This is a genomic window from Aggregatibacter sp. 2125159857 (genome assembly GCF_017798005.1).
GTDB lineage: Bacteria > Pseudomonadota > Gammaproteobacteria > Enterobacterales > Pasteurellaceae > Aggregatibacter.
The window spans coordinates 1,114,712-1,136,185 of sequence record NZ_CP072548.1 but is presented as its reverse complement, the minus strand read 5'-3'; the positions used below and the strand labels follow the sequence as shown (position 1 = coordinate 1,136,185).

At 44.4% G+C, this 21,474-nt stretch carries 19 protein-coding genes; 10 read left to right on the top strand and 9 right to left on the bottom strand.

Features of this window, described 5'->3' with window-relative positions; genetic code table 11:
• Window positions 1-335 precede the first annotated feature (335 nt).
• The 3 genes from folK to dksA form a co-directional block, all read right to left on the bottom strand.
• Window positions 336-842: a 2-amino-4-hydroxy-6-hydroxymethyldihydropteridine diphosphokinase gene (gene folK / locus J5X96_RS05675; protein WP_209362175.1), complete on the bottom strand. Its 507-nt coding sequence runs from the start codon at window positions 840-842 to the stop codon at window positions 336-338.
• Window positions 835-2,289, bottom strand: coding sequence for a polynucleotide adenylyltransferase PcnB (pcnB, locus tag J5X96_RS05670; RefSeq protein ID WP_209362173.1), 1,455 nt, complete (start codon window positions 2,287-2,289; stop codon window positions 835-837). Before pcnB ends, folK begins: the two co-directional genes overlap by 8 nt.
• Window positions 2,290-2,399: 110 nt before the next feature.
• The gene (gene dksA / locus J5X96_RS05665; RefSeq protein ID WP_021615370.1) at window positions 2,400-2,837 is read right to left on the bottom strand and encodes an RNA polymerase-binding protein DksA; all 438 of its coding nucleotides are present in this window, start codon (window positions 2,835-2,837) and stop codon (window positions 2,400-2,402) included.
• A gap of 299 nt (window positions 2,838-3,136) precedes the next feature.
• Here dksA and J5X96_RS05660 point away from each other — a divergent pair, with 299 nt between their 5' ends.
• From J5X96_RS05660 to J5X96_RS05625, 8 genes are all read left to right on the top strand, one after another.
• Complete coding sequence (locus J5X96_RS05660) at window positions 3,137-5,566, top strand: DNA internalization-related competence protein ComEC/Rec2 (protein WP_209362171.1); 2,430 nt, start codon at window positions 3,137-3,139, stop codon at window positions 5,564-5,566.
• Between the two features lie 41 nt (window positions 5,567-5,607).
• Complete coding sequence (gene msbA, locus J5X96_RS05655; protein ID WP_209364778.1) at window positions 5,608-7,359, top strand: lipid A ABC transporter ATP-binding protein/permease MsbA; 1,752 nt, start codon at window positions 5,608-5,610, stop codon at window positions 7,357-7,359.
• Between the two features lie 18 nt (window positions 7,360-7,377).
• Window positions 7,378-8,358, top strand: a complete 981-nt coding sequence (lpxK, locus tag J5X96_RS05650; RefSeq protein ID WP_209362169.1) for a tetraacyldisaccharide 4'-kinase — start codon at window positions 7,378-7,380, stop codon at window positions 8,356-8,358.
• A 6-nt stretch (window positions 8,359-8,364) separates the two neighbouring features.
• Complete coding sequence (locus tag J5X96_RS05645; protein ID WP_209362168.1) at window positions 8,365-8,544, top strand: Trm112 family protein; 180 nt, start codon at window positions 8,365-8,367, stop codon at window positions 8,542-8,544.
• Between the two features lies 1 nt (window position 8,545).
• Complete coding sequence (gene kdsB, locus J5X96_RS05640; protein WP_209362166.1) at window positions 8,546-9,319, top strand: 3-deoxy-manno-octulosonate cytidylyltransferase; 774 nt, start codon at window positions 8,546-8,548, stop codon at window positions 9,317-9,319.
• Window positions 9,320-9,539: 220 nt separating this feature from the next.
• Window positions 9,540-11,369: an excinuclease ABC subunit UvrC gene (gene uvrC / locus J5X96_RS05635; RefSeq protein ID WP_209364777.1), complete on the top strand. Its 1,830-nt coding sequence runs from the start codon at window positions 9,540-9,542 to the stop codon at window positions 11,367-11,369.
• Between the two features lie 85 nt (window positions 11,370-11,454).
• A complete protein-coding gene (gene argR / locus J5X96_RS05630) occupies window positions 11,455-11,928 on the top strand; it encodes a transcriptional regulator ArgR (RefSeq protein ID WP_209362164.1) in 474 nt (157 codons plus the stop codon).
• A gap of 6 nt (window positions 11,929-11,934) precedes the next feature.
• On the top strand, window positions 11,935-12,825 hold the full coding sequence (locus J5X96_RS05625) for a TIGR01777 family oxidoreductase (protein WP_209362163.1): 891 nt from the start codon (window positions 11,935-11,937) through the stop codon (window positions 12,823-12,825).
• Between the two features lie 810 nt (window positions 12,826-13,635).
• Here J5X96_RS05625 and J5X96_RS05620 read toward each other — a convergent pair.
• The 5 genes from J5X96_RS05620 to greA form a co-directional block, all read right to left on the bottom strand.
• Complete coding sequence (locus J5X96_RS05620) at window positions 13,636-14,148, bottom strand: NlpC/P60 family protein (RefSeq protein WP_209362161.1); 513 nt, start codon at window positions 14,146-14,148, stop codon at window positions 13,636-13,638.
• Between the two features lie 174 nt (window positions 14,149-14,322).
• Complete coding sequence (gene kdsA, locus J5X96_RS05615) at window positions 14,323-15,177, bottom strand: 3-deoxy-8-phosphooctulonate synthase (protein ID WP_209362159.1); 855 nt, start codon at window positions 15,175-15,177, stop codon at window positions 14,323-14,325.
• A 9-nt stretch (window positions 15,178-15,186) separates the two neighbouring features.
• Window positions 15,187-16,086 (bottom strand): peptide chain release factor N(5)-glutamine methyltransferase, encoded by a 900-nt coding sequence (gene prmC / locus J5X96_RS05610; RefSeq protein ID WP_209362157.1) that lies wholly within the window; start codon window positions 16,084-16,086, stop codon window positions 15,187-15,189.
• Between the two features lie 44 nt (window positions 16,087-16,130).
• Window positions 16,131-17,213: a peptide chain release factor 1 gene (prfA, locus tag J5X96_RS05605; RefSeq protein ID WP_209362155.1), complete on the bottom strand. Its 1,083-nt coding sequence runs from the start codon at window positions 17,211-17,213 to the stop codon at window positions 16,131-16,133.
• 156 nt (window positions 17,214-17,369) lie between these two features.
• A complete protein-coding gene (greA, locus tag J5X96_RS05600; protein WP_209362153.1) occupies window positions 17,370-17,846 on the bottom strand; it encodes a transcription elongation factor GreA in 477 nt (158 codons plus the stop codon).
• A 152-nt stretch (window positions 17,847-17,998) separates the two neighbouring features.
• Between greA and dacB the strand changes: the two genes are divergently transcribed.
• Window positions 17,999-19,441, top strand: a complete 1,443-nt coding sequence (gene dacB / locus J5X96_RS05595; protein WP_209362151.1) for a serine-type D-Ala-D-Ala carboxypeptidase — start codon at window positions 17,999-18,001, stop codon at window positions 19,439-19,441.
• Here dacB and J5X96_RS05590 read toward each other — a convergent pair.
• Window positions 19,432-19,593, bottom strand: a complete 162-nt coding sequence (locus J5X96_RS05590; protein WP_209362149.1) for a hypothetical protein — start codon at window positions 19,591-19,593, stop codon at window positions 19,432-19,434. The two genes, dacB and J5X96_RS05590, sit on opposite strands and share 10 nt — an antisense overlap.
• 81 nt (window positions 19,594-19,674) lie before the next feature.
• Here J5X96_RS05590 and guaA point away from each other — a divergent pair, with 81 nt between their 5' ends.
• Entirely contained in the window at window positions 19,675-21,234 is a 1,560-nt protein-coding gene (guaA, locus tag J5X96_RS05585; RefSeq protein ID WP_209364776.1) for a glutamine-hydrolyzing GMP synthase, read from the top strand.
• The last annotated feature ends 240 nt before the right edge of the window (window positions 21,235-21,474 follow it).

The window sequence follows — 21,474 nt, the reverse complement described above, 5'->3', positions numbered from 1 at the left end:
AAAAGGTGCATGACGCACCTTTTTTTATAGCCAGCCAAAGTCTGGCTATAAAAACAATACGCTATGCGTATGGAGCCAAATAGCTTAAGAGATGAGCAGAAAAAATCCTCGCGATATAATGAACAAGGCTGACAACCAAAATTCAACATATAGGAGGATTATTTACTCCTCGTAGCGTGCATCTTGATGCACGACCGAATCACGCACGGAACGTTATTTAACCCTTTCGGGCATTCACGATTTCGTGCAACAAGTTGCACGCTACAATTCTTATATGACAAAAAGGTGCATAGCGCACCTTTTTATTTGCCTTTGATTTAAGTATTTAAGTGCGGTCAATTTTCGAGGTGAATTTCATTTTTGTGTTTCACAATCACCATATGATGATCCGCAAATTTCTGCGCAAGTGTTTGGATTGATTGTCCATTTGGCAACACAAGATGCGGGGCGATCTCGACCAATGGAATAATCACAAACTCGCGCTGATGCATATCATAATGCGGCACGGTCAAGCGTTCCGACTGAATAATGTGATCTGCATAAAGCAAAATATCCAAGTCTAATGTACGTTCTCCCCAGCGGCGCAGACGAACACGCCCTTGTTCATGTTCAATACGTTGCAATTCATCCAACAATGCCAGTGGCGCAAGTGAGGTTTCCAAACAGGCAACCGCATTCACATAATCCGGCTGATCTTGTGGCCCAAGTGGCTGACTTTGATAAAAAGAACTCACCGCCGTTAATCTTGAATCAGAAAGCGCATTTAACGCCTGCAATGCGGCTGTCAGTTGCGCCTGAGGATTTGCAAGATTACTCCCTAAGGCAATATACACCTTATTCATGACTCACCTTTTTCGCAGAATGATGTCGCTTACGACGATGATATTTCCGTTTTTTAGGCTGACTCGGTAACGCTTTTACCAAATCTTGTCGTTGGCTTTCGTTGCTAAATTGGTATTCATGCCACCATGCCGCCAATTCCACCGCTTCACCACCCTCAATTTCTGCCCTCATAACCAATAAATCAAAGCTGGCACGGAATTTTGATTGCTCAATGGCACGTTGTACGGATTTTGGCGTACGTTTTAAAAACTGTAATTGCAATAACCAAATTTCACGAATAACAGCCGTATGGCGACGCGGTACGGCTAAGCTTTTACACAATTGCTCAAGTATATCATTTGAGGCTAACGCATAAGCATCGTAATTATTCAGCCCCCCTTCATTTTTTAACACCTCAACCCGTTCGCGTAAGGGATACCAAAAAAAGGCAGCAAATAAAAATGCCGGATTGATGGGGAGTTTGTCCGCCACGCGCTCATCCGTTGAAGTTAACGCACGCAAAATCATTTTTTCCGTCATGCTATCTTCATACTCGGTAAAATAGGGCGTTAATAATGGGAAAAGCGGCTCAAATAAACCGTATTGACGTAATAGCCGATAAGTTTTGACACCGTAGCCACTTTGCAATAGCTTCAAGCTTTCTTCAAATAAACGTGCCGGTGGAATATTTTTGAGTAAATGGGCAAGGGATTTAATCGGCGCATCACTGGGTTTATCCAAGAACATATCCAATTTCGCCATAAAGCGAATAGAACGCAACATACGCACCGGATCTTCCTGATAACGGGTAACCGGATCACCAATTAAACGCAACTTTCCATTTTTTAAATCATCAATACCGTTAAAGAAATCTTTTAGCATGTTGTCTTGTGGATTGTAATAGAGGGCGTTTACGCTAAAATCACGGCGTTCTGCATCTTGTTCCAAGGTGCCATACACGTTATCACGCAACAGCATGCCTTCTTCGCTTTGCTTAGCCAGCTTTTCGTTATGATGTTCTGCATGGCCGGCTCGAAACGTTGCCACCTCAATAATCTCACGTCCAAACATCACGTGTGCTAAGCGAAAACGTCGCCCCACTAAACGGCATTGACGCTGAAAAACCGCTTGAATTTGTTCCGGGCGCGCATTGGTCGCCACATCAAAATCTTTCGGTTTTTTGCCCAGTAATAAATCACGCAAACAGCCGCCGACCACATAGGCTTCATAGCCCTGACGTTGTAATTTTTCCACCACCGTTAATGCATTACGATTAAACATACGCGGTGTGATGCCATGCACGGAGGCTTTAATGCTATGTTTAACCGCTTTATGCGGTAGATTGCGTTTATTATGAGATCCCCCCTGTGCTTTATTCTTGACAGATTCAACGGCAACAGAGTTTTTTTTAGGTGAGGTTTTGACGTCATTTTGAGCAACAGGATGTTTTTTCGTTTTTTTGCTCAAAAGATTTTTAATATAGGTAAAAATAAGACATCTCCATTATTCGACAATAAAGTAAAAGTGCGGTCTAAAAATAAGGTGATTTTTGACCGCACTTTTATTATTTAGTGGCATTAGCCGACCATTTGTTTTTCACGAATTTCCGCTAAGGTTTTACAGTCAATACAAAGATCCGCTGTCGGGCGCGCTTCCAAGCGTTTAATGCCAATTTCCACGCCACAAGATTCGCAATAACCAAAATCGTCGTTATCTAATTTTTTTAAGGTACTTTCGATTTTTTTCATTAATTTACGCTCACGATCGCGAGTACGCAATTCCAAGCTAAATTCCTCTTCTTGCGTTGCTCTATCAGAGGGATCCGGAAAATTAGACGCTTCATCTTGCATATGCGCCACAGTTCGAGACGCTTCATCTCTAATTTGATCATGCCAAGCTTGAAGGATTTTTCTGAAATGCAGCACTTGCTGCTCATTCATATACTCTTCGCCTTTTTTCTCTTTGTACGGCTCAACACCGGCTAACGCTAATAAGCTCAAAGACGCTTTACTCATTTGTATCTCCTAATAAAAAACGCATCCATTTAACACGTCTAAAACGCCACTTATCTGTGTTGCTTTTACGGATTATCAAAGTAACACCAAAATTAAAACAGACCCTAGTTTTTGAAAGGCGTAATAAATAACAGAACTTCCTCAAATGATCAAATGAATTTACGTTTCATTTCATCGTTTTTACCTTAATTTTTCTAAATTTGCGATCTTGCACGCATTATTGATTCGCCGGTTTATCTCTCCCCTCGGTTTTCTTTCATATTACGCCTTGAGTTAAATAATAAAGTGCGGTTAAAAACGTGACTATTTCATTAGATAAATTCGCCGGTTGCCTGATTTTCAGCGGATTAACACTGCTCGTTTTACCGAATAATTGGCTTTTATCATGGGAAATGGGTGCCTATATCGCGTTTCCGATCTTACTGTTCACGTTACTGTGTTATCGCCTTAAATTAAGGTGTTTATCCACCTTGCTTGCCTATTTTTTACTGTGTTTAGCACAACTAGTTTATGTGCATTACCCTGCCCTGTCACTTCTTCAACAAGCGGATAATATCGCCCATCTACCGAAAACCCTTCACACCGAATTCACCGTGCAAGAAATATTACATCAACAAGATTTTCAAACGCTGGTCATTGTCGCCAAACTCGCTGAGCATTTGCCGGAACAGCGAATTTATGCGCAATGGAAAGCACCACACAAGGTAAAAATTGGTGAACGCTATGCAGGAGATTTACGTCTGCGCCCCCTCTCTTCCCGTTTAAATATGCATGGCTTTGATCGCCAACAATGGTACTTTAGTAAACGCATTACTGCGTGGGCGGACGTGAAAAGTGCGGTCAAAATCGAGCAGGTTTTTTCATGGCGGCAAAACGCACTTCATCATGCGCTCAAGCAAACAGAACCGCTCTCTCAACAAGGATTGTTATTAGCTCTAGGGTTTGGCGAACGGGCATGGCTCGAAAACGCCACCTGGCAAATTTATCAAAAAACCAATACGGCGCACTTGATTGCGATTTCAGGATTACATATCGGTCTGGCGATGATGTTAGGCTTTGCCTTCGCGCGCTTACTCCAGTTTATGTTCCCAACCCATTACATCAGCCCAACATTCCCGATTTTCTGCGGCATGATTTTAGCCCTGCTTTATAGTCAACTTGCCGGACTGTCCATCCCCACGCTACGCGCCATGATTGCTCTCGCTTTACTCTACGCTATTCAGCATTTAAGACTGCATTGGACGGTGTGGCAACTGTTATTGCGAGTGGTCTCACTACTGATTTTTATCGATCCGCTCATGTTGCTTTCCACCAGTTTTTGGCTATCCGTCGGTGCGGTTACTTGTTTGATTATTTGGTATCAATGTTTCCCGCTCTCCTTATTACACTGGCGCGGCAAACCACTCACGAGTTCCCCTTGGCGAAAAGTGCGGTACCTTTTCGGTTTATTTCATTTGCAACTTGGTTTGCTTTGGTTATTCACGCCGATTCAATTGTTCTTTTTTAACGGCATTTCCCTAAACAGTTTTATTGCCAATCTTATTGCCGTGCCACTTTATAGTTTCATTTTAGTGCCGTTGGTGCTGTTTGCTGTGCTCACCCAAGGCAGTTGGAATACATGGTGGCTTGCCAATGATCTGGCAGAAAAAATCACCGCACTTTTAGCCCCTTTACAGGATCATTGGCTGGCTATTTCTCTTCCCCACAGTTTATGGATTACGCTTGTTTTAACCTGCCTGTTTTTAGGCTTGCTGTATTACGTTTATAAACCCCAGAAACCTCTCTCTTCTACATTGGAATTAGCAAAACTCTCTCGTTTAAAGGGATTTCACCTCACCGCCGAACGCACCTTAAGTTTACCGTTACAAAAGACAATTTACGGGTTAGGTTGCGGATTGATTGTATTTTGCAGCACCACATTGGCGCACTACTCCCTTTCCCACCCAAATTGGCAATTGGATACCTTAGATGTCGGGCAAGGGTTAGCCACCTTGATCGTGAAAGATGACAAAGGCGTGCTGTACGACACCGGTTCAAGTTGGGCGGGGGGCAGCATGGCGCAGTTAGAAATTCTGCCTTATTTACAGCGACAAGGCATTCAGTTGGAATGGCTGATTTTAAGTCATGATGACAACGATCATTCAGGTGGTGCCCGTGCGATATTATCCGCTTATCCCGACATTCAACTGACCACCGCGTCACAAAAACGCTATGGCGAAAAAAACACGCCAGAAAACGACCGCACTTTTTGCCTTGCCGGCAAACAATGGACATGGCAGGGCTTACGCTTTACCGTACTCTCCCCCGATAACATCGTGCCCCGTGCGGAAAATCCCGATTCCTGCACGCTGCTCTTAACCGACGGCAAATACAATATTTTACTGACAGGCGATGCCGATCTCAGCGTGGAATACAAGATTCTACCCAAGCTAGATAAAATCCATGTGCTACAGGTGGGACACCATGGCAGCAAAACCTCGACAGGAGAGGCATTGGTACGTCACACACAGCCGGATATTGCGCTAATTTCCAGTAGCCGTTGGAATCCTTGGCATTTTCCCCATCAAACGGTCATTGATCGCTTAACGCAACACCATGCCAAACTTTATAACACGGCAGAAGACGGGCAAATCCGCGTATTATTTGAAGAGAACGACATCAAAATTCAAACAGCACGGGCGGAATTTTCGCCATGGTATCGCAGATTAATTGGCTTGACGGGCAAATAAAGGTACAATGCGCCATTATTTTTGACCCAACGACAGACATTATGACGCAAGATCACGATCTTTCTACCCTGCAAACCTTCAAACGATTATGGCCGACCATTAGCCCTTATAAAACCGGTCTTATTGCCGCCGGCATTGCATTGGTGTTAAATGCGTTAACCGATTCCGGTTTAATTTTCTTACTTAAACCCTTGTTAGATGAAGGCTTTGGCAAGGCAGACGCCTATTTCTTAAAGCAAATGTCGGTTTTTGTGGTATTACTGATCATTTTTCGTGGTATTTCCGGATTTGTTTCTAACTATTGTTTGGCGTGGGTATCCGGCAAAGTGGTGATGACCATGCGTCGCCGTTTGTTCAAACACTTAATATTTATGCCGGTAAGTTTTTTTGATAAAAATGCGACCGGCAAACTGCTCTCCCGCATCACTTATGATTCTGAAGTCATCGCCAACGCCTCTTCAGGTTCCTTGGTCACTATTGTGCGCGAAGGTGTCTATTTGATTTCCCTGTTGGGCATCATGCTTTATACCAGCTGGCAACTGTCGGTGGTGTTGCTGATTATCGGCCCGATTATCGGCGTGTTGATCAGTTTAGTCTCGAAGAAATTCCGTAATCTCAGCCGAAATATGCAAAACTCCATGGGCGATTTAACCTCTACCACAGAACAAATGTTAAAAGGGCATAAAGTGGTGTTGTCTTTCGGTGGACAAGTTATCGAGGAAGAACGCTTCAATCAAGTGAGCAACGATATGCGTCGTAAAGGCATGAAAATGGCGGCGGCCGATGCCATTGCCGATCCGGTGGTGCAAATCATTGCCTCGTTTGCTCTTGCCGCCGTGTTATACCTCGCGAGTTTCCCTTCTATCATGGATCAAAATTTAAGTGCGGGGACATTTACCGTTGTTTTCTCTTCCATGCTTGCCTTAATGCGTCCGTTAAAATCCTTAACGAACGTCAACGCCCAATTCCAACGCGGTATGGCAGCCTGTCAAACCTTGTTCGGCATTTTGGATATGGAAACGGAAAAAGATACCGGCACGCATAAAGCGGACAATGTGAAAGGCGATCTTGAATTTAAAAATGTTACCTTTCACTATGAAGGAAAAGACGAACTTGCCTTGGACAATATTTCTTTCCACATTCCTCATGGCAAAACGGTGGCATTGGTGGGGCGTTCCGGTTCCGGTAAATCTACCATCGCGAATTTAGTCACCCGCTTCTATGATGTGACTCAAGGTGAAATTCTATTAGACGGCGTGAATATTCAAGATTATCGCCTATCGGATTTACGCGAAAATTGCGCCGTTGTCTCCCAACAAGTGCACTTATTCAACGATACCATCGCCAATAACATCGCTTATGCAGCGAAAGATAAATATAGCCGTGAAGAAATCATCAACGCAGCAAAAGCGGCACACGCGATGGAGTTTATCGAACATTTAGAACATGGTTTGGATACCGTTATCGGCGAAAATGGCGCCAGCTTATCAGGCGGTCAACGCCAACGTTTAGCGATTGCTCGTGCATTATTGCGTAATTCACCGGTGCTAATTTTAGATGAAGCGACCTCGGCTTTAGATACGGAATCCGAACGTGCGATTCAAGCCGCATTGGAAGAAATTCAAAAAGATCGTACCGTTTTGGTGATCGCGCATCGTTTATCCACCATTGAAAAAGCGGACGAAATTCTTGTCCTTGAAAACGGACAAATTAAAGAACGCGGCGACCACCAAGCTCTATTGGCACAAGGCGGTGCATATAAACAATTACACGGCATGCAGTTCAGTCAATAATTAACCTAAGGAGAAAGTATGCAGTTTTGGTATTCCCGTTCGTGGATCACATGGCTACTGTGCCCTTTCTCCTTGCTATTTTGGCTAATTAGCGCTTTTCGCCGAGCTTTATTTCGCTTTCATGTCTTAACATCTTATCGAGCACCGATTCCCGTCGTGGTCGTCGGTAATTTGTCTGTAGGCGGAAACGGTAAAACACCTGCGGTGATTTGGTTAGTCGAAGAACTCCGCAAGTGCGATCTGAATGTTGGGGTAATTTCTCGAGGTTATGGTAGCCAAACGAAAACCTATCCTTTGTTGGTTACACCAACCAGTGATCCGGTGCAAGCCGGTGATGAACCGGTTTTAATTGCCACGCGTACACAAGCGCCCGTTTGCATTTCCCCTAATCGTCAACAAGCCATCGAATGTCTATTACAACATGAGCCTTGTGATGTCATCATTAGCGATGACGGCTTACAACATTACAAATTACAACGTGATATTGAAATCGTGATCATGGATGCACAACGTGGTTTAGGCAACGGTTTCTTATTGCCGGCAGGCCCGTTACGCGAGTTGCCAAGTCGTTTACACGCTGTTGATTTCATTATTACTAACGGCGCAGAAAATCAATACAGCGATGCGGTGATGCTCTTAAAACCACAATATGCCGTCAATTTAGTGACCAAAGTGCAACGTCCGTTAAATGAATTTAACTACGCAACCGCTATCGCCGGTATCGGCAATCCGCCACGCTTTTTTGCAATGTTAGAACAACAGGGAATCACCTTAAGTGAAACCCAAGCCTTCCAAGATCATCAGGCTTTTACCCCGTCTTTATTTGATAAATTCGATAAAAATCAACCGCTCTTAATGACCGAAAAAGATGCAGTGAAGTGTCTCGCCTTTGCGCAAGAAAATTGGTGGTATGTGCCGGTAACCACGGAAATCCAAGGGGCTAAAACGCAGCAACTGATTCAAAAAATCGCGCAAAAGTGCGGTCCAAAATCAAAGTAAAATACCATGAACAAACAATTATTGGATATTCTGGCTTGCCCAACCTGCCACGGGCATTTGGAATACGATGAACAACATCAACGCTTAATTTGTCGCGTTGAAAAGCTTGCCTACCCGATCAAAAACGGCATTCCGGTGCTGTTAGCAGAACAGGCAGAAACATTAAGCCAATCAGAGGAAAAGTAACATGACCCAATTCACCGTAATCATTCCTGCCCGTTACGCCTCCAGCCGTCTGCCGGGCAAACCGTTAGCAGACATTGCCGGCAAGCCGATGATTCAACATGTTTTTGAGCAAGCCAAACAATCCGGTGCGAGCCGAATTATTATTGCGACTGACAATGAACAAGTGGCTGCCGCGGCTAAAAATTTTGGTGCAGAAGTGTGCATGACGGCAGAAAGCCACAACTCCGGTACAGAACGCTTGGCAGAGGTGGTGGAAAAACTGGCGATTCCCGACAACGAAATCATCGTGAACATTCAAGGCGATGAACCGCTTATTCCGCCGGTTATTGTCAAACAAGTGGCAGAAAATCTCGCGAAATATCCTGTCAACATGGCAAGCCTTGCGGTCAATATCGACGAGCCTGAGGAATTATTTAATCCCAACGTGGTAAAAGTGCTAACGGATAAAGACGGCTATGTGCTTTATTTCTCCCGTGCAGTGATTCCTTGGGATCGCGATCAATTCGCGCAAATGGATGACGTGGCAAAATTGCAACTGAACACACAATACCTGCGCCATATTGGGATTTATGCTTATCGCGCCGGTTTCATTAAACAATATGTACAATGGCAACCGACCGCATTAGAACACATCGAAAAACTGGAACAGTTACGCGTGCTTTGGAACGGCAAAAAAATTCATGTAGAACTCGCCAAAGAAGTGCCTGCTGTGGGTGTGGATACCGCCGAAGATCTGGAAAAAGTGCGGTCGATTTTAGCGAAGAAATCGCATTAAAGAAGATACTCCCCTCTTTAGAAAAGAGGGGCCGGGGGAGATTTGACAGACGGAATTAACGAAGAAAATAATGTATTTCTCAATGCAATGAAGCAATTTATAATTCTGCCCAATAACCGCTGGCGCGCGTTTCCTAACGCGTGCCGAAAATCGATAAACATAATGACAAGCACACGCTAGGAAGCGTGCGCTATCCAAAGAGATCTTTCCAGTGCCTGATATCACTTTCGACGCCAAAAAATTCCTCGCTAACGTACCGCACTTACCGGGCGTTTATCGTATGTATGACGATAGCAACACGGTGATTTATGTGGGTAAAGCGAAAGATCTGAAAAAACGCTTATCCAGTTATTTTCGTAAGCAGTTAAACAGCAAAAAAACGGAAGCGTTAGTGGCATCAATTCATCATATTGAAACCACGATTACCACCTCGGAAACAGAAGCACTCCTGCTTGAGCACAATTACATCAAAACCTATCAACCGCGTTATAACGTGTTGCTACGGGATGATAAATCCTATCCATATATTTTATTAACCAAAGAAACGCATCCTCGTATTACGTCTTATCGTGGCTCGAAAAAAATCCAGGGGGAATATTTCGGCCCTTACCCCAATGCCGGAGCGGTGCGTGAGACCTTGTCTTTGTTGCAAAAATTGTTCCCGATTCGGCAATGTGAAAATTCTGTGTATAACAATCGCTCGCGCCCTTGTTTGCAATATCAAATCGGGCGTTGTCTTGCCCCCTGCGTGAAAGGTTATGTAACAGACGAAGCCTATACGCAGCAGGTAAATTTTGCCCGCTTGTTCTTACAGAGCAAAGATCAACAAGTGTTGGATCATTTAGTGAAACAAATGGAACAGGCAAGTCAGCAACTGAATTTTGAAGAGGCAGCGCGGATTCGCGACCAAATTCAAGCGGTGCGTGCGGTAATTGAAAAACAATTTGTCGCCAACGATCGCCATGATGATATTGATATTATCGCCATCGCCTACCAACTTGGTGTAGCTTGCGTGCAGGTGTTGTTTATCCGTCAGGGTAAGATTTTGGGTAATCGTAGCTACTTCCCGAAAGTACCAAGCAATACCAACCTGGCAGAACTCACCGAAACCTTTGTTGGGCAATTTTATTTACAGGCACACCAAGGCAGAACCATTCCGAACACCATTATCGTGGATCAAAAACTGGAAGAAAAAGCGGATTTGGAAACCTTGTTAAGCGACCAAGCAGGGCGCAAAGTTACCATTCAAGATCATGCCAAAGGTGATAAAAGCAAATACCTACAGCTGGCCCAAATGAATGCCAAAGCCGCATTAGTGACCAAGTTAAAACAATCTACCTTGCAACATGATCGCTATGCTGCCCTGCAAGAATTACTCGGCATCGATGCCATCAAACGCATGGAATGTTTTGATATCAGTCACACCATGGGCGAACAAACCATCGCTTCCTGCGTGGTGTTCAATCAAGACGGACCGCTAAAATCCGATTACCGTCGTTTTAACATCAGCGGCATCACCAAAGGCGATGACTACGCGGCTATGGAGCAAGCACTGTTAAAACGCTACGACAAAGATCTAGAAGAAGACAAAATCCCCGACATTATTTTTATAGACGGTGGCAAAGGGCAACTCAACCGTGCGTTACAAGTGTTTGAAAATCTCCAGGTAAAATGGAATAAAAACCGACCGCACTTAATTGGCGTTGCCAAAGGCGTCGATCGTCGTGCCGGCTTGGAAACCCTAATTTTAAGCAAATGGGATAAAGAATTGCATTTGCCATCGGACAGCCTCGCGCTCCATTTAATCCAACATATCCGCGATGAAAGCCACAATCACGCCATCAGCGGACACCGTAAGAAACGCCAACAACATTTTACCCAAAGCGGCTTAGAAAGCATCGAAGGCGTAGGCGCCAAACGCCGCCAAGCCCTCCTCAAATACCTCGGCGGTTTACAAGGTGTTAAAAATGCTACCCTCGATGAAATTGCCTCCGTCCCCGGCATTTCAAAAGCACTGGCAGAAAAGATTTTTGAGACGTTGCAGTATTAAGACTTGCCACGCAAAATAAAGAATGATTTGCTAAAAAGATAATTTTTATGCAAAATCCGTTTATATTTATTTTGCTGGAATTCGTATGCTTAACAAACCTAACTCGCTTCTACAGGCGTTTAAAGACTTATTGCGTCAAGAAAAATTCGGCTCGCAGAGCGAAATTGTGACTGAATTGCAAAAACTCGGATTTCATTCGATCAATCAATCGAAAGTCTCCCGAATGCTCACCAAAGTCGGGGCGGTACGCACGCGTAATACTCGCATGGAAATGGTGTATTGCCTTCCCACTGATCTCACCGTACCACAGGCCGCCAGTTCACTGAAAGATTTGGTGTTGGATATTGATCATAACAATATGCTGATTGTGATTCATACCAGCCCCGGCGCGGCACAACTCATTGCTCGTTTACTGGATTCGATCAGCAAAGCCGAAGGTATTTTAGGCAATATTGCCGGGGACGATACCATTTTTGTCACCCCAACCCGCGATACCGACATTCAGCGATTATTTGCCAAAATACAGGCATTATTTGATCATTCCAATGAATCCATTTAGACGCTTATGAGAATTCTTATTACCGGCGCAACCGGCTTTATTGGCACAGCCCTCGTGCCGCAACTTTTGGCGCGAAATCATCACCTCACCGCATTCGTGCGCGATATTTCAACTGCGCAAACCAAACTCCCCGCTTCTCCCAATATCGAATACATTAATACGCTAGATTATTTTCAACATTTAGATCAGTTTGATGCCGTCATTAATCTGGCCGGTGAACCGATTTTTCACCGTCGTTGGACGGATGAACAAAAACGCCGCCTAAAAGACAGTCGCGTTGCTTTAACGCAACAACTGGCGGACTTAATTAATCGCAGTACGACACCACCTTGTTTTATCTCCGGTTCCGCGACCGGTTATTATGGCGATGGTCAAGAGCAGGTTTTACATGAGGGAAGCGCACCGGCAATAAACTTTATCGGTGAATTATGCCAAGCTTGGGAAGCAGCGGCATTACAGGCTCGCACGCGCGTTTGTATTATGCGAACCGGCATGGTCCTTGGCAAACAAGTCGGGGCATTGGCTAAAATGCTGCCGCTCTATTCTTGTTGTCTCGGTGCGAAACTAGGTTCCGGGCAGCAATATTGGGCATGGATCGCCCTTGAGGATATGGTAAACGCGATGTTATTTTTACTCGAACAGGATGCTTGCCAAGGCGTATTTAATCTCGTTGCGCCACACGCCATTCGTCAAAAAGACTTTCACACTATGCTAGGGCGTGCGATGAAACGTCCTCAACAGCCCTTTGCCGCACCGGCATTGATGTTGAAATGTCTTCTTGGGGAACGCGCCGCGCTATTACTGGACAGCCAGCATATTCAGCCTCAACATTTACTTGCGCAAGGCTTTCAATTCCGCTATCCGACATTGTCATCTTATTTGCCTGACCTGATTTAAGCGTTGCTTTAAACGTCATGATGGATATTTATGGTCGCACAGTGGACATTATCCCATTCCGTCAGAATACGCGGATCCTATTGTAGCGTGCAACTTGTTGCACGAAATCGTGAATGCCCGAAAGGGTAAAATAACGTTCCGTGTGTGGTGTGGTCGTGCATCAAGATGCACGCTACATATGAAATCATGAATTACGCATTGAGGTTAATCATTCGTGCATCAAGATGCACGCTACGTATGAAATCGTGAATGACGTATCGAGGTTAATTATTCATGCAACAAGTTGCACGCTATGCATGAAATCATGAATGACGTATCGAGGTTAATCATTCGTGCAACAAGTTGCACCTTACGCATGAAATCGCGAATGACGCATCGAGGTTTAATCATTCGTGCAACAAGTTGCACGCTACGCACGAAATCGTGAATGCCCGAAAGGGTAAAATAACGTTCCGTGTGTGGTGTGGTCGTGCATCAAGATGCACGCTACATATGAAATCATGAATTACGCATTTAGGTTAATCATTCGTGCAACAAGTTGCACGCTACGCACGAAATCGTGAATGACGTATCGAGGTTAATCATTCGTGCAACAAGTTGCACACTACGCACTGACCTGATTTAAGCGTCGCTTTAAACGTCATGGTGGATATTTATGGTCGCACAGTGGAAATTATCCCATTCCGTCCAAAGACGCAGTTCCTATTAGCAAAAGTGCGGTGAAAAATGAATATATTTCCTACCGCACTTTGTTGCTATATATAAAAACAGCCGCTTATTATCAAAGCGGCTGTTTATGTTATCTCTAAATTAAAGAACGCGACGAGATTGCGTGTATGTTTTTGCCCAATAATTATCGCTTAAGGACTCAATAATCACACCGCGGCTCGTACTGGAATGCATAAATTTATTATTGCCGATATAAACACCCACATGGTTGTTTTTACGGAAGAAGACTAAATCGCCCACTTTTAATTCATGCTTCTGAATTTGCTTGCCAACATGGCGTTGTTCCGCAGTGGAACGTGGTAATGCTAAACCGTAGGCTTTGAGAAAGGTTGTTTGCATAAAACCGGAGCAGTCGATGCCCCCTTTGGTTAGCCCGCCTAAACGATAGCGCGTTCCTGCCCATTCTTGGTAGATTTTCGCAAGTCGTTTATCGGTAATCTCGGAATATTGACGTGGTTTATTGGTTTTTAGCGTGGTGCTAATGAGTTGATTTAATTGAGCTTCATCTTGTGCCGAGGCTGTTGAATTTTCAGATGTCGTAGAACAAGCCGTTAATACAAATAGCGGAAGAAGAATAAAAAATTTCTTAAACATAGGTAATCGTCGTTATTTTAAAAGTTATTTATACATAAAAATTCTCAGCGATCCTAGCGTAAAATAAATAAAAAATCCAGAAAAAGTGAAATTTAATTTCATAAAATTCATGTTTTATCGCCTATATCGTGCATAAAAGGAATTTTATGCACGATATATTGAATATTGAAGAGACTAGTTAGCCGTATCTAATTCTGGGAAGGATTTCACCAAATCATCTACGGCTTTCATTTGTGAAACAAAGGCTTCCAATTTATCTAACGGTAAGGCTGACGGGCCATCACATTTGGCTTTGCTCGGTTCCGGGTGCGCCTCTAGGAATAGGCCTGCCAAGCCAACCGCTAAACCGGCACGGGCAAGTTCGGTAACTTGCGCGCGACGCCCACCGGAGGCAGCGCCAAACGGGTCACGACATTGCAATGAATGGGTCACATCAAAAATCACCGGGCAACCTTTAGAGACATTTTTCATCACGCTGAAACCCAGCATATCAACAATTAAATTGTCATAGCCGAAATTCGTGCCACGATCACACAAAATCACTTTATCGTTGCCGCATTCAGCGATTTTTTCCACAATATTGCCCATTTGCCCCGGACTTAAAAATTGCGGTTTTTTCACATTAATGATCGCACCGGTGCGCGCCATCGCTTCGACTAAATCTGTTTGGCGAGCAAGAAATGCCGGTAACTGAATAATATCCGCCACCTCGGCAACCGGTTGGCATTGGTAAATTTCATGTACATCCGTAATAATTTTTACACCAAATGTTTGCTTTAACTCAGCAAAAATTTTTAATCCCTGTTCCATGCCCGGGCCGCGATAAGAATGAATGGAAGAACGGTTTGCCTTATCAAAAGAGGCTTTAAACACATAAGGCACGCCTAATTTTTGCGTCACTTCCACATATTTTTCACACACTTGCATTGCCATATCGCGGCTTTCGAGCACATTCATGCCGCCAAATAAGACAAAGGGTTTATCGTTGGCAATTTGAATATCGCCTAATTGAATGCATTTATTTTGCATATGTCTTCCTTATTTATTTTCAATTTGAGCCCAACAACCTAAGGTTACGCGCTCATTATTTCCGTAATCCCGTAAAGTTTCAATCGATGTCCAAAAATTCTCTTGGAAAATCGACCGCACTTTTTCCCCTTGTTGCCAACCGTGTTCCACCAACAGATAACCGCCTGTCCGCATAAATTTCGGCGCATTGGCGATAATATGACGTAAGTCCGCATAGCCTTCGTCTTCCGCCACTAACGCCGACAAGGGTTCAAAGCGTACATCGCCTTGGGCTAAATGTTCATCCTTTGCATCAATATAAGGCGGATTACTCACAATCAAATCAAATGTGCCTGTCACCTTGTCAAACCAATGGCTTTGTAAAAAACTGACGTCTAACTGATTTTTTTCCGCATTGGATGTCGCCAACGCCACTACATTCGGCATGACATCCACGCCGATAATTTCTAGTTGAATATGCTGTTTTTGCGCAATGGGTTTCAGTTCAGAGGCTAACGCCAAGACAATCGCGCCCGTGCCGGTACCCAAATCTAAAATACGAAAACGTTGAGAATGTTGACCGCACTTTTGTAACGCCTCTGTGGCAATCGCCACGGCTTTTTCCACCAAAATTTCGGTATCCGGACGCGGAATCAGCGTGCCTGCTGAGACATTTAACGGCAACGACCAAAATTCTTTTTCACCGAGAAGATAAGCGATAGGCTCACCTTGCAAACGGCGAGATAAAAGTGCGGTCAGTTTTTCTTGTGTTTTTTCATCCAGCTGCGTCTCACCAAAAGCCAAAATAAATGCACGCGATTTTTGTGTCACAAATTGCAATAACACTTGTGCATCAGTTTTACCATTTTCAGCGGGATTTGCTTGATTTAACGCTTGCGCGGCTTGCTGCAGCCATTGTTGGTAGTTCATGTTTGTTCAATAAAAATGAACGAGCCGTTAAGCTCGTTCTCTCGTTAATTCTGCTCGGACAATGCCGCCAACTGATCCGCCTGATATTCGGTGATAATCGGCTGAATCAAGTCGTCAATTTTACCGTTCATCACTTCATCTAAACGATAAATTGTCAGGTTAATGCGGTGATCGGTCACACGCCCTTGTGGGTAATTGTAGGTACGAATTTTGTCAGAACGGTCACCGGAACCCAAAAGGTTACGACGGGTATCCGCTTGCTCTTGCGCCAATTTTTCCTGTTCTTGTTGCACTAAACGGGAAGCCAGCACGGACAAGGCTTTGGCTTTATTTTTATGTTGTGAACGCTCATCCTGACATTCCACCACCATGCCGGTTGGAATATGCGTAATACGCACAGCGGAATCGGTTTTATTGATGTGCTGACCACCCGCACCGGAGGCACGATAGGTGTCAATACGCAAATCTGACGGGTTAATTTCCGGCATTTCCGATTCCGGCAATTCCGGCATCACCGCAACAGTACACGCCGAGGTATGAATACGCCCTTGTGACTCGGTTTTTGGTACACGTTGTACACGGTGGCCGCCTGATTCAAATTTTAATTGGCCATAGGCACCATCGCCGCTCACAAGCGCAATAATTTCTTTAAATCCGCCCTGCTCGCTTTCGTTTTCACTCAGCACTTCAATACGCCAGCGTTTGGTTTCCGCATAACGGCTATACATACGGAAAAGATCGCCGGCGAAAATCCCAGCTTCATCACCACCGGTACCGGCGCGGATCTCAAGGTAGCAGTTATATTCGTCGTTCGGATCTTTCGGTAATAAGAGAATTTGTAAATGCTGCTCAACTTGTTCCAATTCGGCTTTGGATTCTTCAATCTCCATTTGTGCCATTTCTTTCATTTCCGGATCGTCAAGCAGGAGCTGTGCTTCTTCTAAATTGGCATTGAGCTGATTCCAACGATTAAAACTTTTCACCACGTCTTCAAGTTGCGCATATTCTTTGGAATAGGCTCTGAATTTATCTTGATCACTAATGACGGAAGCATCGCCTAGCAACGCTTCAAGCTCTTCATAACGTTCTTTTAAGCTATCTAATTTATTGATAATAGAGGGTTTCATTCTTTAACCTTCGAAGGAAAATGGAAAGGGAAATAAAAAAATCGCGGCATTCTAGCACAGAATCGGCAGGTTGTTGAACTTTACATATAAAGAAAGGCGCTACTAATGAACATGTGCGCCTTCCAAAACGGATTTTAAGCCTGAATTTAGACGACTTTACACATACTCTACGTCAATAATTTCAAATTCAACCACGCCACCCGGTGTCGTGATATTCACTACATCATCTACTTCCTTGCCGACCAATCCTCGCGCAATCGGTGAATTGACGGAAATCAAGCCATTTTTAATATCCGCTTCATCATCTCCCACAATGCGGTAAGTGACTTCCTCATCTGTATTGGTATTAACTAACACCACCGTCGCACCAAAAATCACTTTGCCATTATTCGGCATTTTTGTGACATCAATAATTTGGCAGTTCGCAAGCTTGCCTTCAATTTCCTGAATTCGCCCCTCGCAGAATCCTTGCTGCTCACGGGCGGCATGATATTCCGCATTTTCTTTTAAGTCGCCGTGTTCGCGCGCTTCTGCAATGGCTTTGATGATTTCCGGGCGGCGTTCGTTCTTTAAATATTCCAGCTCTTTGCGTAAAAGTTCTGCACCTCGAACCGTCATAGGAATTTGTTGCATATAAGACTTTCCTTAATTTAGATAAAGAAAAACTGTGGGATCGTCATGATCCCCCAGTATCAATTAATCATGTTGCGAGAAAACTTTACTCTCGTCTATTGGAGTACTATTATTGTTCGTCTTATTAAAAATAGCAACCACAACTCTGAATTATGTATAAGTTTTCACCACGTCGGATCTTCTCAAAAACACTTTTATTTCTTACCTTAACCGCCTCCGTACACAGCTTCGCCAATGTTGATTTAAACCCCTATCTCAGCAACTTGCCCGAAGGCGCCAATCTGGCATTTATCGCTAAAAACCTACACCAAGATAAGATTGTCGCCGATTATCACGGGCAAACCTTCATGTTACCGGCCAGTACACAAAAAGTCTTCACCGCGTTAGCCGCAAAACTCGCCCTTGGCGATTCGTTTCAATTTCAGACCGCACTTTTAACCAACGGAGACATTCAAAACGGACAATTAAACGGCGATTTAATCGTCCGTTTCACCGGTGATCCCGATTTAACCAGTGGACAACTTTTTAATTTATTATCAGAACTGAAAAAGCAAAATATCAATAAAATTACCGGCAATCTCATTTTGGATACCTCCGTATTCACCAGCCATGATCGCGGTTCAGGCTGGATTTGGAACGATTTAACCATGTGTTTTAATGCCCCACCGGCGGCGGTAAACATTGATAATAACTGCTTTTATGTAGATATTGACGCCAACCAACCGCCCGGTGAGCCGGTGAAATTTAACGTGCCGTCACAATATCCGATACAAGTGTTCGGACAGGTTTATGTGGCAGACAAAGACGAAGCGCCTTATTGCCAATTAGATGCCTTAGTGCATGACAACAACCGCTATCAAGTAAAAGGCTGTTTAGCACGCCAAGCGAAACCCTTCGGGTTAAGTTTTGCCGTGCAAGATCCTAATGCCTTTGCGGCAGCAGTCATTCAACGCCAGCTCAAACGCCTCAACATTGAATTTAACGGACAAGTACAACAACCCTATCGCCAACAACAAGGGCAAGTATTAGCACAACACTTCTCCAAGCCGTTGCCCGATCTCATCAAAAAAATGATGAAAAAATCCGACAACCAAATCGCCGATGCCTTATTCCGCACGATTGCCTATCAGCAATACAAACGCCCGGCGTCTTTCCAGCTAGGCACATTAGCCATGAAACACGTCTTGGCACAAGTAGGCATTAAATTCGGTAACAGTATTATCGCCGACGGTTCAGGCTTATCCCGTCACAACCTCATCGCACCACAAACGATGTTACAGGTGTTAGATTACATTGCGAAAAACGAAGAAACGTTGCATCTATTAGACAGCTTCCCTGTCGCCGGTGTGGACGGCACATTAAGCGGACGTGGCTCTTTAATCAATCCGCCATTAGTCAAAAACGTCATCGCCAAAACCGGCGCACTGAAAGGTGTTTATAATCTGGCAGGTTATCTCACCAACGCGCGCGGTGAAAAAATCGCCTTCGTTCAATTTATCAACGGCTACTCCACCGGTGATCTTGAAAGCAAAACCAAACGCGCCCCTTTGGTACAATTTGAAAGCAGCCTGTATAACGCCTTATATCAAGATTGATGTTGCCAAATCGAAGCAAGAAAAACACCGCAAAAATCCACCGCACTTATCACCGTATTTGGTGCGGTGAAATCATCGCAATCGTTTACGTTAGAGGGGGGAAATGGTAGAATGCGCCACCAGTTTTGGTGCGTGATACAAGTTCTTGCCATAATGGTGCGACTGAAATTTAATCCATCCCGGCATATAGACATTTTTAAGCAAAATTCATAAATAAATTGTTAGAGAAAACCATGACCAACATCCACAATCATAAAATCCTCATCCTCGACTTTGGTTCTCAATACACCCAACTTATCGCCCGTCGTGTGCGTGAAATCGGTGTTTATTGCGAACTTTGGGCGTGGGATGTGACGGAACAACAAATCCGTGATTTTAACCCAACCGGGATTATTCTTTCCGGTGGCCCAGAAAGCACCACGGAAGAAAACAGTCCACGAGCCCCTGAATATGTTTTTAACGCGGGTGTACCGGTGCTGGGCATTTGCTACGGCATGCAAACCATGGCGATGCAGCTTGGTGGCTTAACGGAAACCTCCGATCACCGCGAGTTCGGCTATGCTTCCGTTTTAATGGAAAATCCGACCGCACTTTTCGCTGATCTCAATGACGGCGACAACAAATTGGATGTGTGGATGAGCCATGGCGATAAAGTCACCCGCTTGCCACAAAATTTCCAAATCACCGGCACCACGCCGACCTGCCCGATTGCGGCAATGTCTGATGAAAGCCGCCATTTCTACGGCGTACAATTCCACCCTGAAGTCACACACACTAAAAAAGGCTTGGAATTATTAACCAATTTCGTAGTGAACATTTGCGGTTGCGAAACCAAATGGACTGCCGAAAACATCATTGAAGACGCCGTTGCCCGCATTAAAGAGCAAATAGGCGACGACGAAGTGATTTTAGGTTTATCCGGCGGCGTGGATTCCTCTGTGGTTGCATTGTTATTACATCGCGCCATCGGCAAAAACTTACATTGCGTGTTTGTCGATAACGGTTTATTGCGTTTAAACGAAGGCGATCAAGTGATGGAAATGTTCGGCAATAAATTTGGTTTGAACATTACTCGCGTGGACGCTGAAAGCCGTTTCTTAGGCGAACTTGCCGGCGTATCTGATCCGGAAGTAAAACGTAAAATTATCGGCAAAGTGTTTGTAGACGTATTCGATGATGAATCGAAAAAATTAACAAAAGTAAAATGGTTGGCACAGGGCACCATTTACCCTGACGTTATCGAGTCTGCTGCGAGCAAAACCGGCAAAGCACATGTGATTAAATCCCACCACAATGTAGGCGGCTTGCCGGATTATATGAAACTTGGCTTAGTCGAACCGTTACGTGAATTATTCAAAGATGAAGTGCGTAAAATCGGTCTAGCTTTAGGCTTACCGGCTGAAATGATCAACCGCCACCCATTCCCAGGCCCGGGTTTAGGCGTGCGAGTACTCGGCGAAGTGAAAAAAGAATACTGCGATTTATTACGCCGTGCCGATGCCATCTTTATCGAAGAATTACGCAACAGCGGTTGGTATGAAAAAACCAGCCAAGCTTTCAGCGTGTTCTTACCGGTGAAATCTGTCGGCGTGATGGGTGACGGACGTAAATATGACTGGGTAATTTCCTTGCGCGCCGTAGAAACCATTGATTTTATGACCGCACATTGGGCTCATTTGCCTTATGATTTACTCGGCAAAGTCTCCAACCGTATCATTAACGAAGTGAACGGCATTTCCCGCGTCGTGTATGATATTAGCGGAAAACCCCCAGCAACGATCGAGTGGGAATAAAAACCTGCATTTTCAAATTTAAACGGCTTGTAACCCTGAGAAATCAGGGTTACTTTTTTTATAGCCAGCCAAAGTCTGGCTATAAAAACCATACGCTATGCGTATGGAGCCAAATAGCTTAAGCGATGAACAGAAAAAAATCCTCGCTATATAATGAACAAGGCTGACAACCAAAATTCAACATATAGGAGGGTTATTTACCCCTCGTAGCGTGCATCTTGATGCACGACCGAATCACGC

Bases quoted from the DNA above. Each gene is read 5' to 3' on its own strand.
- J5X96_RS05620 (WP_209362161.1), bottom strand. From the start codon at position 14,148: ATGTTTAAGAAATTTTTTATTCTTCTTCCGCTATTTGTATTAACGGCT.
- dacB (WP_209362151.1), top strand. From the start codon at position 17,999: ATGTATAAGTTTTCACCACGTCGGATCTTCTCAAAAACACTTTTATTT.
- greA (WP_209362153.1), bottom strand. From the start codon at position 17,846: ATGCAACAAATTCCTATGACGGTTCGAGGTGCAGAACTTTTACGCAAA.
- dksA (WP_021615370.1), bottom strand. From the start codon at position 2,837: ATGAGTAAAGCGTCTTTGAGCTTATTAGCGTTAGCCGGTGTTGAGCCG.
- kdsA (WP_209362159.1), bottom strand. From the start codon at position 15,177: ATGCAAAATAAATGCATTCAATTAGGCGATATTCAAATTGCCAACGAT.
- argR (WP_209362164.1), top strand. From the start codon at position 11,455: ATGCTTAACAAACCTAACTCGCTTCTACAGGCGTTTAAAGACTTATTG.
- msbA (WP_209364778.1), top strand. From the start codon at position 5,608: ATGACGCAAGATCACGATCTTTCTACCCTGCAAACCTTCAAACGATTA.
- prfA (WP_209362155.1), bottom strand. From the start codon at position 17,213: ATGAAACCCTCTATTATCAATAAATTAGATAGCTTAAAAGAACGTTAT.
- folK (WP_209362175.1), bottom strand. From the start codon at position 842: ATGAATAAGGTGTATATTGCCTTAGGGAGTAATCTTGCAAATCCTCAG.
- J5X96_RS05645 (WP_209362168.1), top strand. From the start codon at position 8,365: ATGAACAAACAATTATTGGATATTCTGGCTTGCCCAACCTGCCACGGG.
- J5X96_RS05590 (WP_209362149.1), bottom strand. From the start codon at position 19,593: ATGGCAAGAACTTGTATCACGCACCAAAACTGGTGGCGCATTCTACCA.
- J5X96_RS05625 (WP_209362163.1), top strand. From the start codon at position 11,935: ATGAGAATTCTTATTACCGGCGCAACCGGCTTTATTGGCACAGCCCTC.
- kdsB (WP_209362166.1), top strand. From the start codon at position 8,546: ATGACCCAATTCACCGTAATCATTCCTGCCCGTTACGCCTCCAGCCGT.
- prmC (WP_209362157.1), bottom strand. From the start codon at position 16,086: ATGAACTACCAACAATGGCTGCAGCAAGCCGCGCAAGCGTTAAATCAA.
- lpxK (WP_209362169.1), top strand. From the start codon at position 7,378: ATGCAGTTTTGGTATTCCCGTTCGTGGATCACATGGCTACTGTGCCCT.
- guaA (WP_209364776.1), top strand. From the start codon at position 19,675: ATGACCAACATCCACAATCATAAAATCCTCATCCTCGACTTTGGTTCT.